This window comes from Sphingosinicella terrae (assembly GCF_003347635.1).
GTDB lineage: Bacteria > Pseudomonadota > Alphaproteobacteria > Sphingomonadales > Sphingomonadaceae > Allosphingosinicella > Allosphingosinicella terrae.
The window spans coordinates 299,136-311,930 of the sequence record NZ_QDFY01000002.1 but is presented as its reverse complement, the minus strand read 5'-3'; the positions used below and the strand labels follow the sequence as shown (position 1 = coordinate 311,930).

The 12,795-nt window shown below is 68.8% G+C and carries 11 protein-coding genes and 1 pseudogene; 4 read left to right on the top strand and 8 right to left on the bottom strand.

Features of this window, described 5'->3' with window-relative positions:
- Positions 1-121 precede the first annotated feature (121 nt).
- Genes DDE10_RS06970 through DDE10_RS06955 form a run of 4 tightly spaced genes read right to left on the bottom strand, consistent with a single transcriptional unit; the run spans position 122 to position 4,331 of the window.
- The gene (locus tag DDE10_RS06970) at positions 122-415 is read right to left on the bottom strand and encodes a hypothetical protein (protein ID WP_114952017.1); all 294 of its coding nucleotides are present in this window, start codon (positions 413-415) and stop codon (positions 122-124) included.
- 3 nt (positions 416-418) lie between these two features.
- Positions 419-3,001 (bottom strand): cbb3-type cytochrome c oxidase subunit I, encoded by a 2,583-nt coding sequence (locus DDE10_RS06965; RefSeq protein WP_114952016.1) that lies wholly within the window; start codon positions 2,999-3,001, stop codon positions 419-421.
- Positions 2,998-3,954, bottom strand: a complete 957-nt coding sequence (gene coxB, locus DDE10_RS06960; protein WP_432653713.1) for a cytochrome c oxidase subunit II — start codon at positions 3,952-3,954, stop codon at positions 2,998-3,000. Before coxB ends, DDE10_RS06965 begins: the two co-directional genes overlap by 4 nt.
- A 2-nt stretch (positions 3,955-3,956) precedes the next feature.
- Positions 3,957-4,331 carry a c-type cytochrome gene (locus tag DDE10_RS06955; protein ID WP_284734486.1) on the bottom strand — a complete coding sequence of 125 codons (375 nt, stop codon included), beginning with the start codon at positions 4,329-4,331 and terminating at the stop codon, positions 3,957-3,959.
- A 63-nt stretch (positions 4,332-4,394) separates the two neighbouring features.
- Between DDE10_RS06955 and DDE10_RS06950 the strand changes: the two are divergent.
- Positions 4,395-5,051: pseudogene (locus DDE10_RS06950) on the top strand (c-type cytochrome); the annotation flags it as partial.
- A gap of 25 nt (positions 5,052-5,076) precedes the next feature.
- Here DDE10_RS06950 and DDE10_RS06945 read toward each other — a convergent pair.
- The gene (locus DDE10_RS06945) at positions 5,077-5,736 is read right to left on the bottom strand and encodes a cytochrome b (RefSeq protein ID WP_114952012.1); all 660 of its coding nucleotides are present in this window, start codon (positions 5,734-5,736) and stop codon (positions 5,077-5,079) included.
- Positions 5,733-6,542, bottom strand: a complete 810-nt coding sequence (locus tag DDE10_RS06940; RefSeq protein WP_114952011.1) for a cytochrome c oxidase assembly protein — start codon at positions 6,540-6,542, stop codon at positions 5,733-5,735. The genes DDE10_RS06945 and DDE10_RS06940 overlap by 4 nt, the downstream gene beginning before the upstream one ends.
- Before the next feature lie 145 nt (positions 6,543-6,687).
- Here DDE10_RS06940 and DDE10_RS06935 point away from each other — a divergent pair, with 145 nt between their 5' ends.
- Together DDE10_RS06935 and DDE10_RS06930 are read left to right on the top strand one after the other, a co-directional pair.
- Complete coding sequence (locus tag DDE10_RS06935; protein ID WP_114952010.1) at positions 6,688-9,120, top strand: membrane-bound PQQ-dependent dehydrogenase, glucose/quinate/shikimate family; 2,433 nt, start codon at positions 6,688-6,690, stop codon at positions 9,118-9,120.
- Between the two features lie 46 nt (positions 9,121-9,166).
- Complete coding sequence (locus tag DDE10_RS06930; RefSeq protein ID WP_114952009.1) at positions 9,167-10,210, top strand: sodium:calcium antiporter; 1,044 nt, start codon at positions 9,167-9,169, stop codon at positions 10,208-10,210.
- Between the two features lie 18 nt (positions 10,211-10,228).
- Here the strand turns inward: DDE10_RS06930 and DDE10_RS06925 are convergent, their stop codons facing one another.
- Positions 10,229-10,678 carry a hypothetical protein gene (locus DDE10_RS06925; RefSeq protein WP_114952008.1) on the bottom strand — a complete coding sequence of 150 codons (450 nt, stop codon included), beginning with the start codon at positions 10,676-10,678 and terminating at the stop codon, positions 10,229-10,231.
- A 246-nt stretch (positions 10,679-10,924) separates the two neighbouring features.
- Complete coding sequence (locus tag DDE10_RS06920; RefSeq protein ID WP_162806401.1) at positions 10,925-11,137, bottom strand: hypothetical protein; 213 nt, start codon at positions 11,135-11,137, stop codon at positions 10,925-10,927.
- 131 nt (positions 11,138-11,268) lie between these two features.
- Between DDE10_RS06920 and DDE10_RS06915 the strand changes: the two genes are divergently transcribed.
- Complete coding sequence (locus tag DDE10_RS06915; RefSeq protein WP_114952006.1) at positions 11,269-12,726, top strand: AMP nucleosidase; 1,458 nt, start codon at positions 11,269-11,271, stop codon at positions 12,724-12,726.
- Positions 12,727-12,795 lie beyond the last annotated feature (69 nt).

Sequence of the window (12,795 nt, the reverse complement as noted above, 5' to 3'; positions counted from 1 at the left end):
TTCAACCGAACCTTCGATCCCGCGCATGCCGATGGCGACCCGGATCCGGCGATCGTTCGGGCGAGAGCTGACGGAGCAGAATTGTCGGCGACCATTTCGACCTGTCGCCGCCCCCCTCTCCTCAGACCAGCAGCGCCGGCAGGCCCTGCCAGGCGACCGAGACCAGCGACAAGGCCGCCACCGGCGCACCGAGGCGGGCCGGCCAGCCGATCACCGTCTCGGCATCGTGCGTCTTCGCGGTGCGGACGCACAGCAGCAGGATCCCGGCATTGGCGGCGAGGCAGGCGGCCGTGACGAGGCCGGTGCCGATCCGCGCCGGCGCGGCCGATCCCCACAAGCTGGCGAGGGCATAGAGCAGGAAGAAATGAACCGCCCAGACGAGCATGCCGCCGAGCAGGAGCAGCCAGGCGCGCATTGCTCAGACCACCCCCGGGAAGAGCCGGACGACCAGGGCGCCGACACTGCCCTGGACGCCGCAATAGGCGATGAACATCGTCGCGAGGTCGAAGCTGGTGTTGCGCGGCCGGCTGACGAGGCCGCGGCTGTTCCGGGCGGCGATGTAGACGGCGTAGAGCAGGGCCACGAACACGACCATGCCCTGATGGGCGACGAGTCCGTAGACGGTCGCCCCCTGCCCGCTCGACTCCGGCGACAGGCCGGAGGCGCGCCAGCTGTGGAGATCGACCGCCCAGCCGAGGGCGAGCGTTCCTGCGGCGAAGATGAGGTTGGTCGCCGGCGACCACAGGGTCGACGTCTCGCGGGCGAGCAGCCGGCGAGCGAGCAGGGCCAGCCCGGTCGCGCCGCCATAGCCGGCGAGAACCGGCGCCAGCCAGAATGTCGCCGGCGGCGATACCCAGACCCGGCCGTGTATCCCGTACAGATAGAGATAGCTGAACAGGGCCATCAGGAAGATCATGAGGATGACGATCAGCAGGACGACCATCGCCCACCAGCCATGGGTCGATCCGCCGGTGACGTAGGTCGGCACCTGAATGCCGGCGCCGATATCGACCCGCGCCGGCTCGACGACGCGGTCGGTCTCCCACAGCCAGCGCAGCACGCAGAGGATTGCAAGCACGCCGCTGACGACGCCGATCGTGTAGGCCTGGACGGTCAGCAGCAGGAAGAAGCCGGCGGTGAAGATGGCGGAGAAGAGCGGCCAGACCGACGGCCCCGGCATGATCTGGAGGAACTGGGGCTCGGCATTGAGCGGGCTGGTGATCAAGGTCTCGCGGTGGCCGGTCGCGGTCCCGGGCAGGAAATAGCGACCCTCCTCGACATCCTCGCTGATCCCCGGCTGGTCCCAGAGCGGATCGCGGCTGGTGACCACCGGGATGGAGCGCGCCGCATAAAGGCCGTTGGGCAGCCATTCGAGCGTGCCGCCGCCATAGACGTTGCCGGCGGTGTCGCCGGTGGTGAAGCGGAAGTTGCGGGCGATGTCGACGAGGAAGAGCAGGATGCCGGCGCCGAGCACGAACGCGCCCGCGGTCGACAGGAGGTTGGTGATCTCCCAGTCGCGCTCCGGCAGATAGGTCCATACCCGGCGCGGCATGCCCATCAGGCCGGTCAGGTGCATCGGCAGGAAGGTCAGGTGCATGCCGGCGAACATCAGCCAGAACACCCATTTGCCGAGCCGCTCGGACAGTGGCCGACGACTCATCATCGGCGCCCAGAAATAGAAGGTGGCGAAGAGCGGGAACACCATCCCGCCGATCAGGACGTAATGGAGATGGGCGACGATGAAATAGCTATCATGCGCCTGCCAGTCGAACGGGACCATCGCCACCATGACGCCGGTGAGGCCGCCCATGACGAAGATGACGAGACCACCGACGACGAACAGGGTCGGGACATTGTGGCTGGGTTTGCCGGTGCTCAAGGTTGCGATCCAGGAGAAGACCTGGATGCCGGCGGGCACGCTCACCGCCATGCTTGCCGCCGAGAAGAAGCCGATCGACAGGCGCGGCATGCCGACCGCGAACATGTGATGCGCCCAGACGCCGAAGCTGATGAAGCCGGTCGCGACCAAAGCGAGGACGATGAGGCGGTAGCCGACCAAAGGCGTCTTCGCGAGCGACGACACCATCATTGAGACGAGACCCGCGGCGGGCAAGAAGATGATGTAGACCTCGGGATGGCCGAAGAACCAGAAGAGGTGCTGCCACAGCAAAGGATCGCCACCGCGGGTGGGATCGAAGAAGGGCCAGTTCAGCGCCCGCTCGAGCTCGAGTGCGAGCGTGCCGAAGATCACCGCCGGGAAGGCGATGATGATCATGCCGGCGAAGACGAGCATCGCCCAGGCGAAGATCGGCATGCGCGCCAGCGTCATGCCCGGCGCGCGGGTCTTGAGCACGCCGACGATGATCTCGATCGCGCCGGCGATCGCCGAGATCTCGATGAAGCCGATGCCGAGCAGCCAGAAATCGGCGTTGATCCCGGGCGAGAAGGCGGTGCTGGTGAGCGGCGGATACATGAACCAGCCGCCGTTCGGCGCCAGGCCGAAGAACAGGGAGGCGAAGAAGCACAGGCCGCCGACCAGATAGGCCCAGAAGGCATAGGCCGAGAGGCGCGGAAAAGGCAGGTCCCGCGCCGCCAGCATCTGCGGCAGCAGCAGCACCCCCAAGGCCTCCACCGCCGGCACGGCGAACAGGAACATCATCACCGTGCCGTGCATCGTGAAGAACTGGTTGTAGGTCTCCTGCGGCAGCACGCCCTGGAGCGGCAGCGCCAGCTGCACCCGCATGACCAGCGCCAGGATTCCGGCGAGCAGGAAGAAGAGGAAGGCGGCGCCGACGTAGAAGGTGCCGATATAATTGTTGTTGACCGCGGTCAGCAGCCGCCAGCCGCGCGGCGCCTGCCACACCCGCTCGAGCTCGGCGAGCTCGCCCTCCGGCCGCTCCTCCTTCGTCGGAAAGCGGCGGTAGAGCTCGGGATCGAAGCCGGTCTCGGACCGCGCGCCGGGCGACCCTTTCCCGCCCGCCGCGATCGGCGCAGAGCTCATCGCCGCCCTTCCAGATAGACGGCGATCGCCTCCAGCTGTTCGGCCGACAGCACCCGATAGGGCGGCATGCGGTTGCCCGGCTTGATCGCCTGGCTGTCGCCGATCCAGCCCATCATCGTGCCGCGATGGTTGGGCAGGATGCCGGCGCCGAGCGTGCGGCGCGCGCCGACATAAGTGAGGTCGGGGCCGGCGAGGCCGTTGGCGGGCGTGCCGGCAATCCGATGGCAGGCGCCGCAGCCGGCCGCGAGGAAGAGCTGCCCGCCGCGCTGCGCCTGCGCGTCGGTCGGAGCCGCCGGCGGCGCGCGCCGCCGTGCCAGCCAGCGCGCCCACTCGGCCGGTTCGTGCGCGATCACCATGAACCCCATCAAGGCATGCGGTCCGCCGCAATATTCGGCGCACTGGCCGGCATACGTGCCCGGCCGGTCGGCCTGGATGCGGATCAGGTTGCGGCGGCCCGGAACCATGTCGAGCTTGCCGGACAGCTGCGGCACCCAGAAGCTGTGGACGACATCGGGCGAGACCAGCTCGATCTCGACAGTGCGGCCGACCGGGATGTGGAGCTCGTTGGCGTCGGCCATGAGGGTGCTGCCGGCCTCGTCCAGATAGTCGACGCGCCACCACCACATCTCGCCGCTGACCCGCATCTTGAGCGCGGTTCCTTCGGCCGCCGGCGCGGAGAGATGGCGGGTCAGGGTCAGGCCCCAGACCAGCAGACCGGTCAGCACCACCGTCGGAAAGGCGATGCCGAGGATCCAGATCACCTTCTCGCCGCCGAGCCGCCGACGCAGCTCGCCCTTGCCGAACAAGGCGATGTAGAGCGCGGCGAGGACGATCAGCAGCACCGCCACCGCCATGCCGATGAGCACCCAGGTGAGCGCGGTCACCGATCCGGCATAGGGGCCCGCCGGATCGAGCACTGGCGGCGGCCAGCCGCTGAGGCCTTCAACCGCCACCGTCATTCCGCCCCCAAGGTGTAGAGATAGGCGGCGACATCGCGCGCCTCGGCCTCGTCGATCGGCATGGCCGGCATCGCCGATCCCGGAACCACCGCCGGCGCATTGCGGACGAAGGCGGCGAGCAAATCCGGACGATTGGGAACCCGGCCCGCAATCATGGTCTGGCTGGCGAAGCGCGACAGGTCCGGCCCGACCGCGCCGCGCGGCCAGGCGATATCGGGAAAGGCGTGGCAGCTGCCGCAGCCGACCCGCTCGACCACGGCGCGCCCCGCCGCCGCGTCCGCGCCGGCCATGGGGTGGCGGCCTTCGGGCGGCGGCTTGCACGCCGCCAGCAGCAGCAGGGTGGCCGGCATGGCCCTGGCAGCGGCGATCAAGTCTGGCCCCTTCGATCTGATTACACCTTCGGAACAACGCGTCCGCGCGGAGGTTCCCGGGACATGAAGCAAGGACCTGCCCAAGCCGCCCTGCTGGCGCTGGCGCTGGCCGGATGCAGCGCGGCCGCGGAGACGAACCCGGATCCGTTCACCGCGACCGGCGAGCTCGTCGCCCTCAGCGGCGGCGATGCCGGCGCGAGCAATGCCTGCTTCACCTGCCATGGCCTCGACGGTGCCGGCAACGGCGCCGGCGCGCCGCGGCTGGCCGGACTCGGGATGGGCTACCTCAACCGGCAGATGGAGGATTACGCCTCCGGCCGACGCCAGCATCCCGAAATGCACTATATCGCCGGCCGCCTGGATGCCGGCGAGCGCCAGGCGGTGTCGGCTTATTATGCGGCCATGCGTTTCGCTGCGGACTCCCCGCCCCCACATCCGTTCGCCTCGAGCTTGTCGAACGGCTCTCCTTCTTCCTCCCCCAGGGCGGAAGAAGATAAAGGGCTTCGACGGGCTCAGCCCGAACGGGACAGGGTGACGGCCGCGAGACTTTATCTGGAAGGCGATCCCGCCCGCCAGCTCCCCGCCTGCGCGACGTGCCACGGCGCCTCCGGCGAGGGCGTCGGCCCGGGCAATCCGCCGCTCGCCGGGCAGAGCGCCGCCTATCTCGCCGCCCAGCTTCATGCCTGGCGGCTCGGCCGGCGGCGCGGCGATGCCGGCAATCTGATGCTGGCGATCAGCCGCCGCCTCACGCCTGCGGAGATCCAATCGGTCTCGGCGCATGCCGCTTCCCTCGGCCCGGCTGCTTCGCGTCCGGTATCTCCGGGAGCATCCCGCGAAGCACGTCGTGACGATCCCAGAAATGATGCTTCAACGCCGCCGCCGCGTGGAGCGGCACCAGCGCGGTGAGCAGCAGGATGAGGAGATGGTGGACGTCCTCGGCATAGTCCATGATCGCCCATTGCAGGCCCGTCGGCAGCCGGTCGAACGGCAAGGCCGGCCAGGGAACGATCCCGCCGACGGCGAGCGGCGCATTGGGGCCGAGCGCCGACCACATCGCCCAGCCGCTCAGCGGCAAGCCGAAGAAGCAGAGATAGAAGATGTAGTGGGTGACGTAGGCGATCTTGGTCTGCCACCCCTGCGTGTCCGCGTCGTTGACGGGCCCCGGAATGATCGTCCGCCAGGCCAGCCGCAGCACCGCGAGGACGAGGATGAGCAGGCCGACATCGCCATGGATCTGGTAGGCGAGCAATTTGTTGCCGCCCGCCGCGACCAGGCCAGCATACCAGCCCCAGCCGAGCTGGAAGATGACCAGGGCGGCCATCGTCCAGTGGAAGGCGATGCCGATCGGCGAGTAGCGGCTCTGCTCGGTATGGCGCCGGGCCCAGCGCCGCAGCCCCTCGATCATCCGCGCTGCGCCCGCACCGGGTCGGGGCCGATCCAGCGCGAAAGGAGCAGCAGGGCGGCGCCGAGATAGAGCGCGGCCGCCGGGGCCCACATGATGAGGCCGGCGAGCTGCTGGTCCTCGAGCGGCGAATAGGCCCAGGCGGCGGTGGAGACGAAATGCGGCGCGTAGAGCGGGCGCGGCGCGAAGGTGATGAGCGCGCCGAGCAGCCCCATCTGCACCATCGTCGCGAGCAGGGCGCCGACCGCGGCCGGCGCCGGCGCCCGCCGCACCGCCGCCCAGAAAAGGATCGCGGTGGCGAGCAGGCTCGCCTGCATCGCCCAATAGGCGGCGTGGCTGGACAAGGCGAGCGCATAGGCCGGCGGCGCGTGCCAGCCCCAGAAGACGGACGCCTGCACCGCCGTCGCCGCCCACAGCCCCGGCGCGCGCGCGGCCGGGAACGACCAGACCAGCAAGGGCGCAACGAGCGCGGCCAGCGCCACATGATGCACCACCCGCGCCGAGAACAAGGCCGACGTCAGCGCGCAGAAAGGTGAGACGAAGAGGAGGAAGAGGAGCAGCCACGCGGCCAGGAAGGCGGCGGGGCGGCCCGGGCCCTCCCCCGTCATTCCGGTGGAGACCGGCACCCATGAACTCAGGAATGCCGGCTTTCTACGGGATGACGATCGGGGGGATTGAAGGAATCCATAAGCCGCCCCCGCGACCGCCAGACCGGCCAGCACCCACGGGTCCCAGTTCCACCGCGCCAGCCATTCCGCCGGCACCGGAGCGGCGCCGCAATAGGGGATCCAGATCGTCGCGATGGTCATCGAGCCCGGCCGCCCCTCTTCCGGCCCGAGGCGGAATACGGGGCGGACGGCGCCGGCCGATGGTTTGTTACGGGCAAGTCGCTCCTCCCTCTTCCTTCCGGAACCGATGCGGCGCGGGTCGGTTCCCCATCGAAAGGGGAAGCCTATGGCCCAAGCGCAAGTCCGGCCGCGCAGCCGCTCGCTCATCGTCCTGATCGTCGGCGGCCTGTTCGCTCTGATCGGCCTCGTGCTCGCCGTCGGCGGCCTATGGCTCGCGATCCTCGGCGGCTCGGTCTACTATCTCGCCGCCGGCATCGGCCTGCTCGCTTCCGGCGCCCTGCTCGTCCGGGGCCGCCCGTCCGGCGCGGTCGTCTATGCGATCGTCTATGTCCTCACCTTGGCCTGGGCGCTGTGGGAGGTCGGGCTCGACGGCTGGGCGCTGGTGCCGCGGGTGATCGCGCCCTCGGTGCTGCTCGTCCTCCTCTTCCTGATCCTGCCGCTGCTGTGGCCCGAGCGGTGGCGCTGGCGGCACGGCCTCGCCGGAATCGCCGCGACCGTGGCCCTCCTCGCCATCGGCGCCCTGGTGACCTCGCTCGCCGGCCGGCCCGAGATCGGCGCGCTGCCGACGCCGTTCGCCGCCGCGATGGGCGAGCCCGCGATCCTCAAGGCCGGCGCCGACTGGCCGGCTTATGGCGGCACCGAGAGCGCCCGGCGCTATTCGCCGCTCGGCCAGATCACGCCCGCCAACGTCGCGCGGCTCGAGCGGGCCTGGACCTATCACACCCGCGACCTGCCTCCGCCCGACGCGGAGGAGAACAAATATGGTGCCGAGACGACGCCGCTGAAGGTCGGCGACACCCTCTACCTCTGCTCTGCCAAGAACATCATGATCGCGCTCGAACCCGCCACCGGACGCGAACGCTGGCGCTACGATCCGCAGGTCTCGGACGACTGGATCCCCTATACCGCCGCCTGCCGCGGCGTCGCCTATTACGCCGTGCCGGGCGCCACGCCCGCATCGCTGTGCGCGACCCGGATCATCGAGGGCACGCTCGATGGGCGGATCATCGCGGTCGACGCCCGCACCGGCCGGCTCTGTCCCGATTTCGGCACGAACGGCCAGGCCGACATCAAGGCGGGGCTCGGCCCGATCGTCCCAGGCATGGTCTCGATCACTTCGCCACCGACCATCGTGCGCGGGATCATCGTCACCGGGCACCAGGTCCTCGACGGCCAGCGCCGCAACGCTCCGTCCGGAGTCATCCAGGGCTTCGACGCGGTCACGGGCGAGCGCAGCTGGGCGTGGGACATGGTCAATCCGGGCTGGGGACCGAGCCCGCCGGAAGGCCAGGCCTTCGCCCGCGGCACGCCGAACATGTGGACGATCGCCAGCGGCGACGAGGCGCTCGGGCTGGTCTATCTGCCGATGGGCAATTCGGCAGCCGATTATTGGAGCTCCAGCCGCCGGCCTCCGGAGAATATGTACGCGACCTCGCTGGTCGCGATCGACGTCGCCACCGGCCGCCCGCGCTGGCATTTCCAGACCGTCCACATGGACGTGTGGGACTATGATCTCGGTGCGCAGGCGAGCCTGATCGACTTCCCCGGCGATGCCGGTCCGATCCCGGCTCTGGTGCTGCCGAGCAAGCAGGGCGACATGTACATCCTCGATCGCCGCAACGGACGGCCGCTCTTCACCGTCCAGCAGCGCCCGGTGCCGCAGGGTGGCGTCGAGCCGCAGCGGCGCACGCCAACGCAGCCCTTCTCCACCTATCACACGCTCGCGAAGGCGGAGCTGGCCGAGCGCGACATGTGGGGCATGTCGCCGATCGACCAGATGATCTGCCGCATCCAGTTCCGCCGCGCCGAATATCGCGGCATCTACACCCCTCCGACCGCCGACCGCCGCTTCATCCAGTATCCCGGCTATAATGGCGGCACCGACTGGGGCGGCATCGCCATCGATCCGGTGCGCGGGATCATCGTCGCCAATTACAACGACATGCCCAACTATAATCGGCTGGTGCCGCGCGACGAAGCCAATGCCGAAGGCTGGTATCCGCGGGGAATGAACAGCGAGGAGACGCAGGCGCGCGGCGGCGACATGGGCGGCGGCGCCGAAGGCGCCGGCGATCCGCAATGGGGAACGCCCTTCGCCATCGACGTCAATGCCGGCTGGCGCCTGCCGGTCACCGGCCTTCTGTGCAAGGAGCCGCCTTATGGCGGCATCCGCGCGATCGACCTGCGCACCGGCCGCACCATCTGGGACCGGCCCTTCGGGACGGCCCGCCGCAACGGCCCGTTCGGTATTCCGTCCATGCTGCCGCTCAACATCGGCACGCCGAACAATGGCGGCGCCGTCGTCACCGCCTCGGGGCTGATCTTCATCGCCGCCGCCACCGACAATATCGTGCGGGCGATCGACCTGCGGACCGGCGAGACGCTTTGGCAGGACGTGCTCCCCGCCGGCGGCCAGGCGACACCGATGACCTACGAAGCGAACGGCCGCCAATATGTCGTCATCATGGCCGGCGGCCATCATTTCATGGAGACGCCGATCGGCGACGCGCTGATCGCCTACGCCCTGCCGGAGGGCTGATTCGCCCGGCGTCGGAACGGCCGGGAGATGCTGCCGTTGGCGTCTGATGGATCCTCTCGGCCTCGCCGGCGCGCCGCTGTGGCTGAACGCCCTCGCCTTCTGCGCCGCGGCGGTCGTCGTCTGGATCGTCGGCGGCCGGCTTACCCGCAGCGTCGACGCGGCCGCCTCCCGCACGCGAATGGACCGTGCCTTCGCCGGCATGCTGCTGCTCGGCGGCATCACGTCGCTTCCGGAGGCGGCCAATATCCTGACGTCGGCCGCGATCGGCAGTCCCGAGCTTGGGGTCAACAACCTTCTCGGCAGCGCGGCGATCAACGTCCTCTTCCTCGCCGTGGCCGACGCCTTCATCGGACGCACTGCCGTCACCGGCATCGTCGCCCGCCCATCGGTGCTGATGATGGGCACCTTGTGCATGCTCGTCCTCATCCTGATCGCCGGCGCGGTGACCCTGGACGACGTGCCGGTCGGCGGCGTCGGCGTCGCCAGCCTGCTGATCTGCGCCGTCAGCCTGGGCGCCTTCTGGCTGTCGACCGGATATGACCGCCGATCGCCCTGGGGGATCTCCGACGGGGGAGCGCAGGAGCATTCCGACGTGGGGTCCGACGAGAGCTCGGCGCCGCTCGCGCGCCTTTGGCTCCAGGTGTCGGTCTACGGAGCGCTGATCTTCGCCGCCGGATACCTGCTGTCCGTCAGCGGGGATTCGATCGCCGCCCAGACCGGCCTCGGCAGCGCGATCGTCGGCTTCGCGCTCATCGGCATCGCCACCTCGCTTCCCGAGCTCTCGACGATCGTCGCGGCCCTTCGGCTGCACCGGGCCGAGATGGCCTTCGGCCAGGTTCTCGGCACCAATTTCATCATCCTGGCGCTGATCCTGCCGTCCGACATCGCCTATCGCGGCGAGCCGGTGACCACGCGGCTCGGAACCTTCGAGACGATCTCGGCCCTGCTTGGCGCCACGCTGGTCGGAATCTTCATGGTGGGCCTCCTCGAGCATCGCGACCGGACGATCCTGCGAATGGGCTACGATTCCCTCGCGGTCATCCTCGTCTTCCTCGGCGGCGTCGCCCTGCTCGCCGTCGCGACCGGCTGATCGCCCGCTCCGGCCGGATCAGGGATAGAAGCCGCGCTCGCTCGGCAGGAACTCCTCGAGAGGGCGGCCCGAGGCCTTGCGCGCGACATGGGCGCGATGGACCTTCTCGACCAGATCGGGATCGAGGAAGCGCATGAAACGCAAATCGATCTTCGCATTCTTCACCCAACGCACCTGCGCCGCGTGGAAGCGGGGCTTCTGGAGCGTGATGAAGACGATCTCGCCGACCGCGACCGGGAGATCGGTGAGGCCGGTGCAGCCGAGGCAGGACAGGTCCTTGAGGTGGAGGAAGGCGGCCGAGCGGCGGTCGCGGATGATGACGCGGTGGCCGCAGAAATCGTGACGGAAGGACAGGCGCTGGTCGACCTTCGACAGGAGCGCGTCATCGGACGGTTCGGCGGGATCGGCGCCGGGCGCGGCCTTCGATTCCGTCTCCTCGTCTTCGAACCAGTTTCGAAGCGACTTCAACACTTCAAACCACTCCCGCCTCTCGCGTCGCGGCCGCCCGGTTACGGCCTCGACCTCCTCGCCCCGCGCCCTTGTCTGCTCTGTTCTAATTATCGGCCGAAAATCGTTACATTTTAGTAGCGACCGCAAAGAAAGGAGCGCTCCGCGCCCTTGTTCAGGATCCCCGATGCTGCGCGGCCGAGCGCCATCGCGTGCGGGCGCTGCCGCAGCCGGACCCGTGGGCCCGGCCGCATCTTCGATCGGAGCTCATAACCGGTCGAAAGCGGCAGGCCCCGGCCGGCTTCCGTTCAGCGTCGCCGCAGCGGGCTGATCCTCCTCGATCTCGCCCGGGACCTTCCATCGAGGACCGAGGCCCTCCAGTCGCAGCTGACCGGCGCGCTCGGCGTCGCGAAGCGCCTGGTCGGGCGACTCGCGCCACGGCCCGGCGAGCACGGGGGTTCGATAGCGGTATCTGCGCAAGGTCTCCTCCCTTGCATGGTTAGTCTCTCCTTAACCGGGTCTCTGTCGCACGCCCGCACGGCTGACGCGGATTTGACTTGCGAAGCCGCAAGGGGTTGAGAAACGGAGCCCTGCGAAAGGAGCGTACCCACTTGCCGACCTGCATCGACGACATTCCCGCGATCATCGAGCGCCTCTGCGCGCTCTATGACGAATCCGTCGCGAACCTGCGCGGCGCGCTTGCCGACTATCTGCGGACGGGGCAGGTCCCGGATCCGCAGGCGCGGGCCGAGGGCCTGTTCGCCTATCCCGAGCTGCGCATCGATTTCGATCGGATGCTGCCCACGGAATTCCCGTCGCGCGCTTACGGCCGGCTCAACCAGCCGGGGCGCTACGCGACCAGCATCGCCCGTCCGCGGCTGTTCCGGAAATATCTTCGGGAGCAGCTCGAGCTGCTCGTCCACGATTACGAGATCGACGTCTCGGTCGGCCCGTCGCGCAGCGAGATACCCTATCCCTACGTCCTCGACGGCAGCGACGACCTGCGCCTCGAGGAAGGTCGGGCGGCCGAGCTTGCCCGCACCTTCCCGACGCCGGAGCTGGTCAATATCGGGGACGAGATCGCCGACGGCGCCTGGAACTATGCGGCGCAGCCCGAACGTCCGCTGTCGCTGTTCGACGGGCCGCGCGTCGACTTCAGCCTGGCGCGGCTGCGCCATTATACCGGCACGCCGGTCCACCACGTCCAGCGGTACGTCCTGTTCACCAACTATGTCCGTTATGTCGACGAGTTCGTCCGCTGGGCGGTCGAGGAGCTCAAGCGCGAGGACAGCCCCTATGAGGCGCTGTCCGCGGCCGGCGGCGTCTATGTCACCAAGGACACGCCCGATGCCGAGGAGCAGGTGGCGACCGGCGGCTGGCGCCGCTTCCAGATGCCGGCCTATCACCTCATCGCCCATCGCGGCGAGGGCATCAGCCTGGTCAATATCGGCGTCGGCCCGTCCAACGCGAAGACGATCTGCGACCATCTCGCCGTGATGCGGCCGGAGGTTTGGCTGATGATCGGCCATTGCGGCGGGCTGCGCCCCAGCCAGACGATCGGCGACTATGTCCTCGCCCACGCCTATCTGCGCGACGATCACGTCCTCGACGACGTGCTGCCGGTCGAGATCCCCCTGCCCGCCATCGCCGAGATCCAGCAAGCGCTGTTCACGGCGGCGGTCGAGGTGACGGGCGAGGATCCCCAGCAGCTCAAGCACCGCCTGCGCACCGGGACGATCGTCACCACCGACGACCGCAACTGGGAATTGCGGTTCACCAAGTCGGCGCTGCGATTCAACCAGTCGCGCGCGGTCGGCATCGACATGGAATCGGCCACGGTGGCGGCGCAGGGCTATCGTTTCCGGGTCCCCTACGGCACCCTCTTATGTGTGTCCGACAAGCCACTCCATGGCGAAATTAAGCTGCCCGGACAGGCCAATGCTTTCTATGAGCGCGCGATCAGCCAGCATCTGAGGATCGGGATCGAAACCCTTCGAATCCTTCGACATGAGGGTGGCAAGCTGCACTCGCGAAAACTCCGCAGCTTCGACGAGCCGCCGTTCCGCTGACCCTTCCGCTGAACAGGGACTTAAGCTAATCGCCGCTCGACTCAGGTCGGGGATGCACGAAGGCAGCGA

What these genes read in the sequence shown, in the direction of transcription:
- DDE10_RS06970 (WP_114952017.1), bottom strand. Translation starts at nt 415, where the DNA reads ATGCGCGCCTGGCTGCTCCTGCTCGGCGGCATGCTCGTCTGGGCGGTT.
- DDE10_RS06965 (WP_114952016.1), bottom strand. Translation starts at nt 3,001, where the DNA reads ATGAGCTCTGCGCCGATCGCGGCGGGCGGGAAAGGGTCGCCCGGCGCG.
- DDE10_RS06945 (WP_114952012.1), bottom strand. Translation starts at nt 5,736, where the DNA reads ATGATCGAGGGGCTGCGGCGCTGGGCCCGGCGCCATACCGAGCAGAGC.
- DDE10_RS06940 (WP_114952011.1), bottom strand. Translation starts at nt 6,542, where the DNA reads ATGACCATCGCGACGATCTGGATCCCCTATTGCGGCGCCGCTCCGGTG.
- DDE10_RS06935 (WP_114952010.1), top strand. Translation starts at nt 6,688, where the DNA reads ATGGCCCAAGCGCAAGTCCGGCCGCGCAGCCGCTCGCTCATCGTCCTG.
- DDE10_RS06930 (WP_114952009.1), top strand. Translation starts at nt 9,167, where the DNA reads ATGGATCCTCTCGGCCTCGCCGGCGCGCCGCTGTGGCTGAACGCCCTC.